The sequence below is a fragment of the Desulfobacter curvatus DSM 3379 genome (assembly GCF_000373985.1).
GTDB classification, from domain to species: Bacteria; Desulfobacterota; Desulfobacteria; order Desulfobacterales; family Desulfobacteraceae; genus Desulfobacter; species Desulfobacter curvatus.
In genome coordinates, this window is the sequence record NZ_KB893132.1 from 1 (window position 1) to 15798 (window position 15798).

The following is a 15798-nucleotide window of genomic DNA, read 5'->3' on the forward strand; positions in this document are numbered from 1 at the left end:
TGATTTCCCCACTGTAAAAGCGTTGAATTTACCTATTGGCAGCGGTGCTATTGAAAGTTCAATTCGTAGGGTGGTGAATTTACGTCTGAAAGGTCCATGCACTTTTTGGTATCGGGAAAATGCAGAAAAAATGATTATGCTACGATCATACTTTAAAGCAGGGCGTTGGGATTGTTTGAAACTCATGGCAACCACGCACAATCCAATGCCGGCGGCATGACCGGGAAAATGGGAATGCGCCCACTGGATTCTTTCTATCTTTGTTGTGGGCCGAAGTCTGGGTGTAGATAGACCAAGGACGGCCCGTGGCCGTTATTTAAAATAAATTAAAATTATATTTGACACAAAGACTGACATTGTGCTATTTAATCCTGGTTTTTGTGGCGACGTAGCTCAGATGGTCAGAGCATGCGGCTCATATCCGCAGTGTCCGGGGTTCAATTCCCTGCGTCGCTACCAGCATCTACAATGGCCCCTGTCTTCAGGGGCTTTTTGGGTTTCCCTCCTATGATTTCAGAGCCTGGGCAAGCTGGCGAATATCGTCAGGTCTTGTATGGCAGCATCCTCCGATGAGTCTGGCCCCGTATTTTTTCCATTGACTTGCCATTTCAGCAAAGGAGGGCAGGCCCGGCTTTGGGGCCCAGGATTTGGTTAAATTGTCATACACCTCGCCCTTATTGGGATATACCACCACAGGTTTATCGGTCACGGACCGGATCTCTTTCACAAGGGACGCCACATGGACCGGATCCGTGCAGTTGATACCCATGGCTGTCACACAAGGTTTGTCATTCAGCCATTGGGCGCAATCCCGGACGGCCTCTCCACTGTTGATGTGCTGCCCGTCCCTTGCACTGAAGCTGAACCAGGCAGGAATCATATCCAGATCCGACTCCAAATCCTCCAGTATCCGGACAAGGGCTCTGGCTTCGGCAAAACAGGGCAGGGTCTCACAGGCCAGAAGATCGGGGCCGGCTGAAACCAGTGTTTTCAATCTCTCTTCGTGAAACTCAACCAGTGCATCTTCACTTATGCCGTAATTGCCGGTATATTCCGACCTGTCTGCCATAAAGGCACCGTAGGGCCCTATGGAGGCGGCCACCAGGGGTTTAAGCCGGTTGATCCGGTTGGCTTGATCAGCCCAGAAAGCATCCACGACGGTTTTTGCCAGCGTTACAGCAGACCGGATAAGCTTTTGGGACTGTTCCGGGGTATACCCCTGACGCGCCAGGCCCTGGAAAGAGGCCTGGTAACTTGCCGTAATCAAACAATCCGCACCCGCATGAAGATAGTCGGCATGAACTGCCGCAATCATGTCAGGATTGTCTGCCAGAAGCCGGGCCGACCAAAGCGGATCATCAAGGTTGCAGCCCCGGCGCTCAAGCTCCGTGCCAAGCGCCCCGTCAATGATCAAATATTTCTGCTGTTCAAGATACGCACGGATAACATCGGCCATAGTAATCTCCCCCCTGCCCTTTTTATATTTCGAATTCCACACCCAAAGCGTATCAAATCCATAGATAAAATTGAAAAGTAAAAAATTAATCACCTTGACATTTTTGATTCAGAGCCAAATTTATGATAGATTTTTCAAGTCACCGGGCTATGTTATATGAAAGTACCTAAGTTACTTTCATGTTTTATTGTGGGTTGAGCCTGGGTGTTGATAGACCAGGTCGGCCCATGGCCGTTATTAATAAGGGAGTACCTACTTTATGCCAGGCGTATATGACATTTGCGTCCAAGACCATTTTGCAGCGGCCCATTCCCTGAGGGGCTATGACGGCAACTGCTCAAATCTGCACGGCCATAATTGGATTGTTGAAGCGCACATACGATGCAGCAAGCTCAACAAATTAGGCATGGGTATAGATTTTAGAGATGTCAAAAGTGTGGTTAAAGATGTTTTAAGCAGGCTGGACCACACCAATCTTAATGAGGTTGCCGAATTCGGATCAATCAATCCCACGGCTGAAAATCTGGCTAAATTTCTCTACTCGGAACTGTCCAGGCGTCTGAACACCGAATTCATCAAGATCAAAAAAATCATGGTATTTGAAAGCCCGGGCTGCGGATCATCCTACCAGGAGATATAAGTGCCCCTGGACATCTGCGAAATTTTTTACAGCCTGCAGGGAGAATCCACCCGGGCAGGCCTTGCCTGCGTGTTTGTCCGGTTGTCCGGTTGCAATCTGTCCTGTTCCTGGTGCGACACCACCTATGCCGCTGCACAACCCACTTCCATGACCATAAATCAGATCGTAGATCAGGTAGCGGCCTTTGAATGCCCCATGGTTGAAATTACCGGCGGAGAACCGTTGATTCAGGCCCAGACACCGGCATTGATATCCGCACTTCTGGAAAAGGGATTTCAGGTGCTGCTGGAAACCAATGGGAGTTTAAGCATTGCGTCTGTGGATCCCGCCTGCACCCGTATTATGGATGTCAAGTGCCCCCTGTCCGGGGAAGCCGGGTCATTTCTTTTAGACAACTTCAATCACATGACAGCCCGGGATGAAATCAAATTTGTCGTGGGATCAAGGCAGGATTATGAATATGCCGCATCCATTATTCAGACACACCTGGGGAACCATCCCAGGGAGAAAATCCACATCTGCCCGGTTTTTGGCCGTATTGCGCTTTCGGACCTGGCGGCATGGATACTCAAAGACAGGCTGGGGGCAAGACTGTCCCTTCAACAACACAAAATCATCTGGGATCCGGATTTAAGAGGAGTATAACCCATGACAAAAAAAGCTGTCGTCCTTTCATCTGGCGGTATTGACTCCACCACGGCCATGGCCATCGCCAGGGATAGAGGGTTCGATATTTACAGTTTAAGCTTCAGGTACGGCCAGCGCCACAGCGTGGAGTTGGAATGTGCAAAAAAAGTGGCCGGCCATCTGGGCGCCATTGACCATAAAATCGTGACCATTGATCTGCGCCAGTTCGGCGGTTCCGCACTCACCGACGACATTGCCGTTCCCAAACACGATAGCGTGACCCAGATTGATCAAACCCAAATTCCTGTCACCTATGTACCGGCCAGAAACACCATCTTTTTATCCTATGCCATGGCCTGGGCCGAAGTGCTTAAGGCTGAAGCCATTTTCATCGGCGTCACCGCCGTGGATTATTCAGGATACCCGGACTGCAGGCCCCAATTTATTGAAGCCTTCCAGACCATGGCCAACCTGGCCACAAAAACCGGGGTAACAAAAGAAACGGTTTTAACCATTGAAACCCCTTTGATCCAAATGTCAAAATCCGAAATCATCACCACCGGGCATGGTTTAGGCGTAGACTACAGCTTGACCATCTCCTGTTATGACCCCGACGATCAAGGCCGCTCCTGTGGAAAATGCGACTCCTGCCTGCACCGCAAAAAAGGATTTACTGAAGCCGGTCTCCCTGATCCAACCCCCTACACATAGAATTTGAAGGGCTCGTTGAAAAAAGGCTTATTTTTAAAAACGATAGCTCAATGCAACCCCGAAAGTGGCACCGACATCCTGGAGAACACCCCATGACGCTCTGGCCGGGTACCCCTTATTATTGGTTGTATATTCATCATCCAGCAGATTTTGCCCGAAAAGGGTTAGCTTGAGATTCTCGGAATAGTTCCAGCTAATGCTCATATTAATTACGGTGAAATCTCCCACGGTGTAGCCATAGCTTAAGTACGGTGAAACATAGAGCACCGTCACGTTACTGTCCCAGTCGCCATAGCGCCAGTTGAGGCGGCCTGAATACTTGTTTTCAGGAAATTCATTGCCCGTTTCACCGTCTTCGTCACTGTCAACAAAGTGCGTCCATCCCAATTCATACCCCAGCATGCCATGTAAAAACCGGCCGTTCACGCTCATCTCAAACCCATAAAGTTCCCGGTTATCGGCATCATATATTGTCAGGGTAGTCTCTTCTCCGGTAGCGGGGTCAATGATAGGATCCCCGTTGGCATCAGTGGAAATGGACCCGGCAGAGACCTTGGAATTTTTTATGTTATAATAAAAAGGCGTTGCTATGATCCGGAAGGCGTCGTTGAAAAAAGCCTCAATACCGACTTCATAACGGTGCCGTTCTTCATCGGGGAGCTCTTTGTCATCAAGGGTTGTCAGCACGTCCGGTGTGGGCGTCAGGTTAAACGAATAACGGGCCGTCAATTTCCATACGGAATTGACCTGCCAGGCATTCCCCAGGGAAAGGACGTAGGCTTCATCCGTCCACTCCCCGTCCGATAGTTTCACTGTGGTTCCGCTGGACAGGTATTTGTCTCCCCCCTGAATAATTTTCTTTTTATCCATCCGGATTGCCGCATCAACAGACCAGTCCGGCGTGATTTTATAGGCATCGGTTGCATACACCCCATAGATTCTTTCCTCATCCGGATTGGAACTCATCTCGGATCTCTGGTACCAGGTGACAACCTGCGCACCGAATTTCAGGGTATTTTTTTCACCGGCAACTGCATGGGACAGATTCCACTCCTCGGATCGATCCTCTCCTTCATCGCTAATCACCGTATCTTTATCAGTCGTCGTGGTGTAGCCATAGCGCGTGGATTCGGTTCTGTTCCAGCCATAGGTAAGCGACGTGGTCTGGTGTTCATTCCAAGGGCGGGTCAGGTTGAATGTCATAAGCAAGGTTTCGATGGGATCATATTTCCAGATATTATTATTCAGCACCCCGGCAGGCGTAGGGCCGCTTTCCGGATAATCGGTATCTCCTGTATAGATGCCCATGTGACGCTGAACTTCCCTTGAAGCACTGTTATAATAGAACGATGCGCCCACCTGCAGTTCATCGCTGTTAAGCCCACCGTTCAGCAGGAAGGTGTCACCTTCATAGCCATTGTTCCAGTGCTCTCTTCCCTGGCTCTGGGTTCGCTGATATCCGCCGCTGAAGGTAAAACGATCATCCAGCCATGAATGACCAGTGAAGCCCGAGGCCTTCCAGGTGTCATAAGAGGCATAACTTGCGCGAAGTTCTGTACCGTATGGCGTGTCCGGCCCTTTTTTCCGGGTTTCAATGATGATGAATCCCTGATTGGGGGAGCCTGCAGATGCCGAACCAAAGGACATCAGCGGCCCGACCGTGATAACCGAAGCATCACGCACGAATTTGATGGAATCGATCATTTCTACCGGAATGTCGCCAATCATACGGCTCGCCTCGGTACTGGTCAGATAAACACCGTTCAGGATAACGCTGACACTGTCACCACGGCTGAAAGAAAAATTATGCACCCGTGCGCCCTGGCGACGGATGCTCATGCCAAGGGAAGTCTCAATCAGGTCGCTGACATCGTGGGGCTGAATGGCTTCAATATCCTCTCTGGTCAGGGTCAGGGTCGCCTGCACACTTTCCGGCAGATAGTAGCGGCTTGTAACCGGCACCTCGTAGGGGACTTCTTTTTTTCCGGAAATTGTAATGGGTTCAAGTTCCTGAGCAGTATTTTCTTCAACTTCCTGCCCCTGGGCTGACATGCCCAGGCTCTGCCAGAGTACAAGTAAAATGACCATTATTTTTATCCTGCTTCTCACCTTAATCTCCTTTCCTTTCAGCTTGTCATTTAAGTCTGATGTAACGCTTGACGGGTTATCAACTACTAAGAAGCATGATGGCAAAAAGCATGCCTGAAAAAGAGATGTAGTTTTTTCATAAAATTACAGGTAGATACAACAAAGAATTCGTTTGTGGGTGATGCTGCTTGCGTAGATAAAATGTACCGGTACGTACAATCAGAAGAAAAAACGTACCTTTGCTTCAGTATTTTCAATCTAAACCGGCATAATCCAAAATTGACGATGCAACGTCTTCAAGTAAGGTCAAGCCCCCGTTGTATCCGGCATACGAACGGTTAAGTACCAGCCTGTTTGATACCGGAAATGCGATTTCAACAAAAGCGGCATCAAGTTTTGACGCAAGCTGTTGTTCACAACCGCTTGCCAGTACCAGAGGTCTCCTGTTTGCGGCACATTGCCCGATGTCGGCCTCGATATCGAATGAATCGTCAACAAAAACAATTGCCGCAGAAGGAAAGTATTGAACAAACAGTGCGTTAATCCTTTCACGGTACTTTTCCGGTACCGGATCGGTAATATATTGTTTCCCCGGCGTTATTCCCATGTCAGCATACAAAAACCGGAAAAAACTTAATGCCCGGGTTGAATCGGCAATGATGTAAAACCGGTCGGGGAACCCGGTATTATAAACAGACAAAAAATCAGATGCTTTTTTGAAAAAATGGTAAAAACGCTTTTCTTCCCGCTTGAGATATTCAAGCGGTTTGTCCGGGTTCCGTTTCATAAAGGAAGACAATCCCAGTAAAAACGCCTCGCATTCTACCGCACCGACCGGCAAAACCGGGTAATGAAAGCAAGGCGTACCGAACAGGTTTTCCATCATCTCCATCGTTGAAAGGCCAACCCAGGCCGAGAGAAGAATATTGCACTCTGCCCGGGGAATTTCTTTCCAGTTCTCAATATCCGAGCCATATCCGAATAAACGGTTAACACGCAGGCCGGATTGTTCCAGCATTTGAATAACTGCGTCCTGATTTCCTTCCCAAAAACTGTCGTAGCATGGTGTGGGAATCCAGAGATTCACCACTCCCCGTTGGGCAGGTGCCTCTCCCCGGGGAACAAACTGTTGTATGATAGATTGAATTACCCACTCATACCCCTGATGAATATCTCCTTTAAACCCGGCGGTCTTTGATAAAATAATAGAGACGCTTTTTTTTCTGTATTCACGTACAACGGCTGCCACATCGTCACCGGTCAATTCGACAATACAGCCCGTCATAATCACCAGAAGCCGGGTATCCAACACGGCAAGGCTGCCCTCAATCAGGCTTCGCAGCGAATCTTCACTGCCCGGCACACAAGCGTTCCTGTGGATATTATCGTCAGGAATGGTGCAGTCAATACTTTGCATCCCGTTACACGAATAAAGCCCTTTTTGCAGACGAAGGCAGCATTCCGCCCCGCTATGCAATATGGGTACAGCCCCGTTAATGCTTGAAACAAGGCTAAAACACGCCAACGGGCATAACTGTTTTATTCCCATGTTCGCGTTTTTCCGGGTAATCATTTGTCCGCTCCTTTTTGTAGGGATGAACCGGGTATCGGGCCATGCGTTTAAAAAAATACGGATTGCTTATTTTTTCGAGTATGGTTTCACCCAGCCTGATGGTCCCCGGGTAGCCGACAATATCGCAATCATCACCCAACCAGATTGAAGGGCAATGGGTTATGGCGTTTTGTGCAGCATAACTGTGGTGGCGGGAAATGATCAGCTCCGGTTTCAGTTTGTTTGCCAGTTTAACCAGTTTAAAATGAGACATTCGTCTCAGGGTTAATTTCAACGCGTCAATATCAGGGAGCGCAACCCCAAGCGTTGACAGTAAAGGGATGAGTTTATTCCAGTCGTTTCTGTTTGACAGGATAGGCAATACCTCTAATTGACGCAGTTGCCTTTGCAGTTTTGTTAAGGTGTCGTTGTATTCCGCATGATATTTTTTTATCAGGTTTGCAAAAGTATCTTCGGCCGACAGCCATTTCCCAAAGGTATTCAGGCATTGATCGGATTGCGTAAACCCGTAAAATCCCGGGAGTTTTACATACGGCACACCATGGTTCAAAACCACATGTTCGGCAATAAACAAGGACAAATGATCTGTTGAGACACAGAACGTAAGGTCGGCGTTTGCCATTGCCGACCAATTATCAATGGGTTCGTATTGAGCTATAAAATTCCAGTTAAAACCGGTTTCGTTCAATATCTTTTTTACCGTCCCACTACCGCTGAAATCAATGACATTGAAAAAAGGCGTGTTTTTAACAGAATTCTCCGTGTGGAAGAGATGCTGGAAGTTGCCATACTTCTTAAAATTGAGGCCGGAGCCCCATTTTTTGGTTACAAACACCTCACAGACCATTGGGATTACAGGAATATTAAACTCCTGTGTCGCCTGCCAGGCAATCTGTTGAATGTCACAGCCGTTAATGCCGGAGCCGCAACTGGCAGCCACAAACAGTGCCTTGGGGCTGTGCTGCTTTATTGTATCAACGATTGTTGTATATAATTTTTGTTCAGCACCGTAGATATGATCCATCTCATTGAGCCGGGTATTGACCAGAATCGCCTTCTTCAACGGCTTTCCCCTGCGCTTTAACCCGAACCTGAAACTGCGGTCAATATCGGCAAAAGACGCTGCACATCCCGAGGCGGAATGAATAATGATTCCAACGCCGCTGATCGTCGATAGTATTTTCAATACAGGGGGAATGGAACAAACAGAACATTGTCTGAACTTAGCGCTGTCAGCAGGTGTGGTCGCGTTGGCATCAAGAACATGGGTCTTCATTTTTTACGCCCCGATAATTTAATGTTGATATGAAAAAAATTAACCTTGGGAGTCAGGCGGCAATGCAAGCAACATCCTGCCCGCCTCGTCAGCGGTCAGATCATACTTGTAAAACTTTTTGTGGAATTTGCGTACTTCCGCCACCATATCCAGATCTGCAAACAGCTCGGGATGAATCACCTTTGCCGCCCACAATATCTGAAGCGCTTCTTCCGCGCTGCGGACCGACCACAGGTAGATCCCCCGGGGATTTACATAAACCCGTCCGTTTTTCACTGCGTTGATGTCTCTCCAGCGCCCGCTTTTCAGAACCTCCTCCTTTGCGGCCCTTTCCGTCAGGATGATAACGTCCACTTGATAACAACTTCCCCTTTTCCTTAAAACTTTATGGAAGTGGAGAAGGCAAAGGTTCGGGGCGCACCCAGCGACAAAGAACTGCCCGTTGTGGTCCAGTAATCTTCATCGGTAACATTGGCCACGTTAAACCGTAAGGTGAGATCGCGGCCATACAGTTTTATCTGGTAACGGGCGCCCACATCTCCGGTAACAACGCTCGGAATGGAGAGGGTGTTCATGCTGTTCACGTATTGCGAACCGATGTACGACGCGCCACCTGTTATCGTCAGGCCTTTAACCCAAGGCAGTGCGTATTCGGCGTAAACGCGCGCCATTTTTTCTGGGACCCCCGTGGGCGTCTTGTCCTCCAAATCAGCGGTGGCGATTTTATCCACGTAGGCCCGGAGAATGGTAAAGCCACCGCCCAGGGTAAGATTTTCCGTGACCTTGCCGAAAACGGAAAACTCTCCACCGATATGAATCTCCCGGCCGTCTTCGCTGTAAATATTGGTAACGGCATCAGTATAGGCGTTGGCCTGTTCGATCCTGAAAACCGCCGCACTCAGATTTACCCTGCCAAGTTCGGCTTTGGCGCCCACCTCCACCTGGGTGCCGACATAGGGTTCCAGCGTCTCGTTGGCGTTGGCGGCGGTGTCCGGCGCGGTATCGCCTTTCTGAAAGGCTTCGATATAGTTATGTAAAAGGATAGGCATATTTAATTTCCGAATATTCTTCAGTCAGTCCGACAGTCACCTTATGCCCGACAAGGCCGGTATCAAAATCCGCATCAAAGAACAGATACCCTTCGCTGACCAACCTGTCGGTATCGTAGTAATTCCTGGTCATTGTATAATCGCCGGCATTATTGATGATAATGACTTTTGCCCGGTGCCGGTATCTGTTCGTATCGCTGTAGGCAAAGGCCGAGCGCAGGGAAAACACCTCGCTGAGCTTGGAAGTCAGCTTGATCCCGAACCTGCTGTAACGGTCTTCGGCAAAGCTGTAGTCCGGCATGTAATTCTTTGCCGCGTCCGGCGCGTCAGGAATGGTAGTGACATCAAAGCCGATCTTGAATATATCGTCGCCATGGTTGATCTGTATATCGAACAGTGAATAATCCATGGATAACAGCGTGTCCGGACTGATATGCCAGTCAAACGCGCCGCTAATCAGGTATCGTTCATGGGTCTGGTCGTCAATGCCCGTGTCGCCATTGTCCACGTAAAGAAGATTGAGCCGGTAACCGAACTTTCCGGCAGAATCGATGGGACCGCCCAGATCACCGTGGATATAGCCCTGTTCGCCGCTGTAATTGCCGATGGTGGCATTCAGCAACGGCGTGTCGGTGGGACGCTTCAGCACGTAATTGATGACACCGGCGCTATTGGCGATACCGTACAAAAAGCCCGCCGGTCCGTTTATGACCTCTATCCGTTCCTTATCTTCAACCGGTGTGCGGGAGTATATGCGCAGACCGTCAATGAATGACTCGTTGGTCTGGGTGTGAAATCCCCTGATCTGAAAACCGGCGCCACCTCCGACGCCGTTCGCCCCGCTTCCAGAGCTGACCGTGGGATTGTATTTGAGGGCATCGGCAACGGATTGCGCTTGGAGATTTTCCATAAAATCGGACGAAATCACATTAATGGAATAGGGGGTATCCAGTAAGGACTTTTCGCCCAGCGCTCCCATTGATGCGCTTTTCACACGGTAGCCGTTTTCCGTGCTTCCGTCTTTGGAAGACGGCTCGATCTCTTTAGTTCCGGTAACCTCCAGTTCGGACAATTTCGTAAGCGGAAGCTCACCATCCGGGGTGGTTGAGCCCTCGTCCGGCGCCGTTTGCTGTTCCGAATGGGAAGTCAGAGGCTCAACGGACCAAACGGGAACCGGCCAACCCAACAATAAGAGCAATACCCAAAAAACAACGTAGTGTTCGTATCCGATAAAGCGGCAAATCAATGGTTTCCTCATCTCTTTTCTCTGCTCATAATGTCCATAAAAAAGCCTCCCTGAACTGTTATTAACTTGCAAACAGCAATTGCCATGCCATGTTAAATTCAGCTCAAAAACGTGGCTTTTCGTTAAAAAATAGAGATCCACAACTTCATGCCGTACGAAACCGAACAAAATATATGTTGTTTCGAACCCAATCGAACATTCACCGCATCGGCATACATGCGGACAACCCAGGCCACACTGTACCCGCTGTGGTTATGGGCTTGGGAACGGGTGCGAACGGAGAATAGTTGCCATCCATTGTGGTAATGGATTTTTGAAATAATGATGAAGTTCAGAAAGTGATTGAACAAGTTCATTAAAAAAACTAAATTCAGACACATAATAATAAAACCCAATCGGGATAGGACTTCGAATCACTGAGTGCGAATAGGATCAGGTCTTGAAAATAAGAATTCAAGACCCCGGCTTCTTGAGAGAAGGAGATGATGAGTTCTGGTATGGGGAGTACAATCTTGCCTTGACTCAATACAAATCTGCAAAAAGTGCTTTAAGGCAATTACAAATTGAATATCCAAAACGCTCTCAAAAATACCGGGATGCAGAGAAAGTTGTCCAGAACCGTATATATTTAGCGCAAGCAGCAAATCTCGATTTGTTTTTGACTAACAAAGGTAAAGCAGAAGGCCCAAAAAGCCGTGCGGCTGATTAGCAGCATTATAAATCCATTCAGCACAGGATAAATGATGAACCAAATTCCAGACCATGATTGGAGCGAAATTGAAATCTACAAGTTTGAATTTGAATATATAAAATATATCTCTACACTATGTACCGGTTCAATTCTCCTTGTAGTCACTTTCATAGAGAAATTGTTTAAAAAACCAGAATGGAAAATCTGTATCGCGGTTGCCTTATGTAGTTTTCTTTTATCCACTATCATCTGTGCCTTCTCTCAAGCTTGTATAATAGAGAAAGCTTCTGAAAGAGAAAGTATAGAACGAAGGGATAAAGTCCAAAATTTAACCATAGGTTTAATTTTTTCTTCCTTGCTTTCGTATTTAATTGGCGTCTCAAGCTTAGTTGTTTTTGGGCTCAAAAATCTATTTTAGTTGGGGAATTATATGGAAAAATTTACTTCCAAAATCCGAATTCATTACGATGGAGACATTACAGATAATCATCAGATACCCATGCGAGTGCTTGGCCAAACCTTTCTTTACATACAAAAAGCGGTAGATAGAGCGTATTTGGACCTGAAATATAAAGGTGTATGGAAATACGCCCGCATGTCCAAAGACGATTATGATGTCACAAAATATTTAGTGCAGGCTCCCAAAGAGGGAGGATACATTGTAAATTTCTTTTCAAGAAACAAAAAATCTCCCGAAATTGCGGATCGTGTTTCTAATGCTATTGATCAAGCAGTTAACCAAGCCGATGAGTACAAAGACTCATTAAACAACCAAGTTGAAGATAGAAAGCGGCAAGTTCGCAACAAAATTATCAGACCCAGACAATTTCAAGATGTTGTAGATCAACCGACACAAGAAATTAAGAGGAAATATGGGGATAGATCAATTGCTAAAGAAATTGATCAAGTCCTATCTATAATTAGAGCTGAATATTCAGGAGATAGCTCTCTTGAGCTTAGTTTAACTGGGTCTTCAACTCAGACTTTCAATTTCGACAAACCCAAAAGTGAAAGATTCCACAAAGCTGTTGCTGGTCGCCAGGTTGGACCACCAGTCATATACAGGGGTAAAATGTTAGCTTTAGATAAAAGGAATCGGACAGGAAAATTTGAAAATACAGAAAATAAAAGGGTTTCGGTTATATATTTCAACAACGAAAATGATTTTTTAAAAGCGCACCCTTATTTAGGAAATGAAGATGAAATGAAGTTTATTGGGGCGCCTTTAGTCGAATTTGGGGCTTTAGAGCCAAACAGTGGAGATATTTATTTTCTTTACCTTGTGAATGAGTGCGATGTAGGTTAAAAACGTAATTGATATTTAAACCCCATCTACCGCCACGCCCAGCGGGGCCATATAATACCTCCAAACTTAAAGGAGGCATTATATGCCAAGATCAAGGAAAAAAATAAAACACGAGCAGGGTTAGGTCTTGAAAAATAAAAAAATGATAGTTCAAGACCCCAGATTTTTCAATAGATGGAGACAATCTATGACAGGTTTCAACCCCATATTCTCTATCAACAACCGCATGACATCCGCCATTACACAGATTGAGCGTGCGCGGGGATTTTTGGAAGCCGCAAAGTTATCCGATGACTGGGTAAGGGATATGGGAAACCAGGCGCTAATTAAAGAGGCCCATCATACCACCCTAAAATGGTAAAATGGCTGAATTCGGATCTTGAAATCCATCCGGCTTTAATCAGTGGGATTGCCCAATTCCAACTGGTCCATATCCATCCGTTCCTTGACGGTAACGGGCGAACCTCAAGGTTATTATCAACGCTATGTCTTTACAAGGCCGGGTATGATTTTAAACGATTGTCCACCATTAGTGAATATTATGACCGTGACAGACAGACTTTTTATAAAACAATTCAAAGTGTTCGTGAAAACGACATGGATATGACCGGATGGCTGGATTATTTTATCACCGGTTTGGAAACTCAAATGATTGAGGTTAAAGCGCGTGGCGAACGGTAATCCGCAGAGACGTTATGACTCAAAAACATGGGCTAAATGAGCGGCAAGGGAAGGCTATAGAATTTTTATTAGCCCATGGGAAACTCACTATAAAAAACTTTGAAGAACTTTGCCCTGAAGTTAACCGGCGCAGTCTGCAGCGAGATTTAAAATCATTTTTGGAAAAAGGTTTGATCTAAGAAGCTGGGGCCGGGCCTATAGACCCAACACGCCATTATGTTTTATCATAGCTATGACAAACTATGACACAGAGCTGTGACATAGCTATGACAAATACTGTGACATTTGGAATTTAATATAGCAAATCAATACTATTCGATACATATCAAACGGCTGTAGCAACAGCATCTACCCTTGTGGGAACTTTGGCAACTTTAGGAAAGGGAGCCACAATCGGAGAGTTAATTGGTGCAACTGTCGGTTTAGAACAATTAGCTGTTGCCGCTTCATTTGGCGCAGCGGCATATACAGGCGCTGTTATTGGTAGTATTGCAGTCGCAATTGGTCGGGTGTTAGGGCGAGGCTCACGCATATCAGATTTATTCGCATTTATACATCAAAACAACCTACAATTTGAGGGGATAGCTTCATTCTACACACACAATTCTCAAATTTTAAATAAGAAACATACGGTTAGAAACAGCTTTGGAATTCGAGCCAAAATTTCACCCTCAAGTTTCGAGTACGCATAATGTTAAAAAATATATTTTTTTTATTCGCATGCGTTGTACTTACAGCGCTGGCATGGGGAGTCTTTCAAATTTTTGGGCAATACACTTTTTTAATAATGCTGATCATTACCATAGCTGCACTTTTATCCAAGGTGGGCAAAGCCAAGTTTGGTAACAAAAAATAGTCTAACGAATAAGTGATGCTTGTTATTGATCGTGTTGGCCATTCCTGTTATTCCCGCCCGATTTAAAACTTGGTGCAACGAGCCTGAATATCAGGATGGATCGTCTTTTTTCATTGGTTATTCCAATTTTTTTTGATATGGGTCAAAAATGATTTTCAGAGTTTTACAAAAGAAAAGCTGTATGATTGATTGTTGGGAAAATTGAGTGATGACATGGGAAAAATCAAAATCATAGATTCGGATCTGCTTGATCTGCTCGAAGATCACAGCGGATTCCGAACCGGCCATATTGACAAGCAAACCGGTGAGATACTCGTGACCTTCGAAGATTATGACGAACCGGAGCAAGAGGAGATATTTGAGAAGCTTGAGCAAGATCCGGATAGATACCTCCGGATAGAGCCGATTGATTCACATGAGGGATTCCGGATTATGGAAAACTTCGTGGCAGGACTGCCGGAAGGCGAAGATCGCGACCTTCTCTGGAAGCTCTTGTCATGGAAAAAACCATTCAGCAATTTTAGGAGTGCACTTGCAGACATGGGTGACCTCCGCCGGCAGTGGTTTGATTTTCACGACAAAGAACTCCGCAGGCTTGCCGCAGAATGGCTCAAGGTTGAAAAACTTGATGCAGAATTGGTACCGTTCAAGGGCGACCCTTTGGCCTCCCAGTCATGACCCCAATTTTATGGTAAATCCTCAGGGAATATATCATGATAAAACCTTGTGCAATTGACCACACGTGCCTGTTGGTGAAATCCATTAAAGAAACGAAAAAATATCTGGAGAGACTTTTCGGATTTACGTGCTGGTTTCGAGATGACGCACAAACCACGCTCGTTGTGGAATCTGAACACGTTCATTTTTTCGTGATGGAACATAAAGCCGAATCTGAATTCCTTGAAAAACAACACATTTCATTTCAGGTTGATTCTGTTTCCCTGGTTGTGGATGAATTAAGACGAATGGGGATTAACGATTTAGAGACGGGGGAAGTCTCGTTTTTCAAAACAAGAAATTACAAGTGGTGCGAATGGCGTGATTCGAATAGAATAAGGTTCGAATGCGTAGAAATTACAAATGGGGATTGCTGACCTCTCTCTTGCAGCGGAGCGCTAAAAACTGCGCCCGCGGCAAGAGCCCGTTGGCGCATTAAAATTGATTATCCAAGCTTTTTAAAAGCTTGCTTTCTATGCTTGTTGGTGATACATGCAAAAGTATCATAGGAGGTACAATATGGGCAAGCTATCAAATATTATTCCAATAAGCGATTTAAGGCAAGATGCGGCAAAGCTGCTAAAACGATTACAAAAAAGTAAGGACCCTTTAATAATTACACAAAGAGGTAGGGCATCAGCGGTAATTATCGGAGTTGATGCCTATGAGGAAGGGCGCATTCCCATTTTCACGGTTATGCAGCTAACAATGAAATATGTGAATTGGCCATTTGTTTCAGACAGTTCCATCGTCCCGATTTATAGTATGAGCGCAGCATGAGCATTTTCTCCGCATTTTCTTTTTTATATGAAACACTCCCCTCAAAAAAGGGAATAGCGTTCCATTGGTTGTATGGCTTTTTGTTCCACAACACTTTTATT

The 15798-nt window shown here is 46.2% G+C and carries 20 protein-coding genes, 1 tRNA gene and 1 pseudogene; 15 read left to right on the forward strand and 7 right to left on the reverse strand.

The window, feature by feature from the left end:
* Window positions 1–220, forward strand: a pseudogene (locus B147_RS32605) (hypothetical protein); the annotation flags it as partial.
* 162 nt (window positions 221–382) lie between these two features.
* Window positions 383–459 (forward strand) — tRNA-Met (locus B147_RS0126785).
* Window positions 460–505: 46 nt separating this feature from the next.
* Here the strand turns inward: B147_RS0126785 and mmuM are convergent.
* Window positions 506–1456: a homocysteine S-methyltransferase gene (gene mmuM, locus B147_RS0126790; protein ID WP_020590277.1), complete on the reverse strand. Its 951-nt coding sequence runs from the start codon at window positions 1454–1456 to the stop codon at window positions 506–508.
* 259 nt (window positions 1457–1715) lie between these two features.
* Between mmuM and queD the strand changes: the two genes are divergently transcribed.
* The 3 genes from queD to queC are packed head-to-tail and all read left to right on the forward strand — an operon-like array spanning window position 1716 to window position 3434.
* Window positions 1716–2096: a 6-carboxytetrahydropterin synthase QueD gene (gene queD / locus B147_RS0126795; protein WP_020590278.1), complete on the forward strand. Its 381-nt coding sequence runs from the start codon at window positions 1716–1718 to the stop codon at window positions 2094–2096.
* A complete protein-coding gene (locus tag B147_RS0126800; protein ID WP_020590279.1) occupies window positions 2097–2741 on the forward strand; it encodes a 7-carboxy-7-deazaguanine synthase QueE in 645 nt (214 codons plus the stop codon).
* 3 nt (window positions 2742–2744) lie between these two features.
* A complete protein-coding gene (gene queC, locus B147_RS0126805) occupies window positions 2745–3434 on the forward strand; it encodes a 7-cyano-7-deazaguanine synthase QueC (protein WP_020590280.1) in 690 nt (229 codons plus the stop codon).
* Between the two features lie 33 nt (window positions 3435–3467).
* On the opposite strand, the gene B147_RS0126810 is transcribed toward queC, so the two are convergent.
* The 6 genes from B147_RS0126810 to B147_RS0126835 all read right to left on the reverse strand — a co-directional run bounded on the left by B147_RS0126810 (window position 3468) and on the right by B147_RS0126835 (window position 10678).
* The gene (locus B147_RS0126810; protein WP_020590281.1) at window positions 3468–5522 is read right to left on the reverse strand and encodes a TonB-dependent receptor plug domain-containing protein; all 2055 of its coding nucleotides are present in this window, start codon (window positions 5520–5522) and stop codon (window positions 3468–3470) included.
* A gap of 253 nt (window positions 5523–5775) precedes the next feature.
* A complete protein-coding gene (locus B147_RS29635) occupies window positions 5776–7095 on the reverse strand; it encodes a nitrogenase component 1 (RefSeq protein WP_020590282.1) in 1320 nt (439 codons plus the stop codon).
* Window positions 7034–8371: a nitrogenase component 1 gene (locus tag B147_RS30800; RefSeq protein WP_020590283.1), complete on the reverse strand. Its 1338-nt coding sequence runs from the start codon at window positions 8369–8371 to the stop codon at window positions 7034–7036. Before B147_RS30800 ends, B147_RS29635 begins: the two co-directional genes overlap by 62 nt.
* A gap of 39 nt (window positions 8372–8410) precedes the next feature.
* Entirely contained in the window at window positions 8411–8725 is a 315-nt protein-coding gene (locus B147_RS0126825; RefSeq protein WP_020590284.1) for a TroA family protein, read from the reverse strand.
* A gap of 23 nt (window positions 8726–8748) precedes the next feature.
* The gene (locus tag B147_RS0126830) at window positions 8749–9420 is read right to left on the reverse strand and encodes a TonB-dependent receptor (RefSeq protein ID WP_026259850.1); all 672 of its coding nucleotides are present in this window, start codon (window positions 9418–9420) and stop codon (window positions 8749–8751) included.
* Window positions 9401–10678 (reverse strand): TonB-dependent siderophore receptor, encoded by a 1278-nt coding sequence (locus tag B147_RS0126835; protein WP_083927993.1) that lies wholly within the window; start codon window positions 10676–10678, stop codon window positions 9401–9403. The genes B147_RS0126830 and B147_RS0126835 overlap by 20 nt, the downstream gene beginning before the upstream one ends.
* 427 nt (window positions 10679–11105) lie before the next feature.
* Between B147_RS0126835 and B147_RS0126840 the strand changes: the two genes are divergently transcribed.
* The 10 genes from B147_RS0126840 (at window position 11106) to B147_RS33060 (ending at window position 15697) form a co-directional block, all read left to right on the forward strand.
* Complete coding sequence (locus tag B147_RS0126840; protein ID WP_020590285.1) at window positions 11106–11375, forward strand: hypothetical protein; 270 nt, start codon at window positions 11106–11108, stop codon at window positions 11373–11375.
* A 31-nt stretch (window positions 11376–11406) separates the two neighbouring features.
* Window positions 11407–11775 carry a DUF751 domain-containing protein gene (locus B147_RS0126845; RefSeq protein ID WP_157238048.1) on the forward strand — a complete coding sequence of 123 codons (369 nt, stop codon included), beginning with the start codon at window positions 11407–11409 and terminating at the stop codon, window positions 11773–11775.
* 12 nt (window positions 11776–11787) lie between these two features.
* On the forward strand, window positions 11788–12663 hold the full coding sequence (locus tag B147_RS0126850; protein WP_020590287.1) for a hypothetical protein: 876 nt from the start codon (window positions 11788–11790) through the stop codon (window positions 12661–12663).
* Between the two features lie 187 nt (window positions 12664–12850).
* On the forward strand, window positions 12851–13024 hold the full coding sequence (locus B147_RS33275) for a hypothetical protein (RefSeq protein WP_281167917.1): 174 nt from the start codon (window positions 12851–12853) through the stop codon (window positions 13022–13024).
* Entirely contained in the window at window positions 13018–13344 is a 327-nt protein-coding gene (locus B147_RS33280; RefSeq protein WP_026259852.1) for a Fic family protein, read from the forward strand. The genes B147_RS33275 and B147_RS33280 overlap by 7 nt, the downstream gene beginning before the upstream one ends.
* 14 nt (window positions 13345–13358) lie before the next feature.
* On the forward strand, window positions 13359–13523 hold the full coding sequence (locus tag B147_RS33285) for a helix-turn-helix domain-containing protein (RefSeq protein WP_281167918.1): 165 nt from the start codon (window positions 13359–13361) through the stop codon (window positions 13521–13523).
* Window positions 13524–13700: 177 nt separating this feature from the next.
* Window positions 13701–14036: a hypothetical protein gene (locus B147_RS29650; RefSeq protein WP_020590288.1), complete on the forward strand. Its 336-nt coding sequence runs from the start codon at window positions 13701–13703 to the stop codon at window positions 14034–14036.
* Between the two features lie 377 nt (window positions 14037–14413).
* Window positions 14414–14878, forward strand: a complete 465-nt coding sequence (locus B147_RS0126875; RefSeq protein ID WP_020590290.1) for a UPF0158 family protein — start codon at window positions 14414–14416, stop codon at window positions 14876–14878.
* 35 nt (window positions 14879–14913) lie between these two features.
* Window positions 14914–15294: a VOC family protein gene (locus B147_RS33625; protein WP_020590291.1), complete on the forward strand. Its 381-nt coding sequence runs from the start codon at window positions 14914–14916 to the stop codon at window positions 15292–15294.
* 142 nt (window positions 15295–15436) lie between these two features.
* Complete coding sequence (locus B147_RS33060; protein ID WP_020590292.1) at window positions 15437–15697, forward strand: type II toxin-antitoxin system Phd/YefM family antitoxin; 261 nt, start codon at window positions 15437–15439, stop codon at window positions 15695–15697.
* Window positions 15698–15798 lie beyond the last annotated feature (101 nt).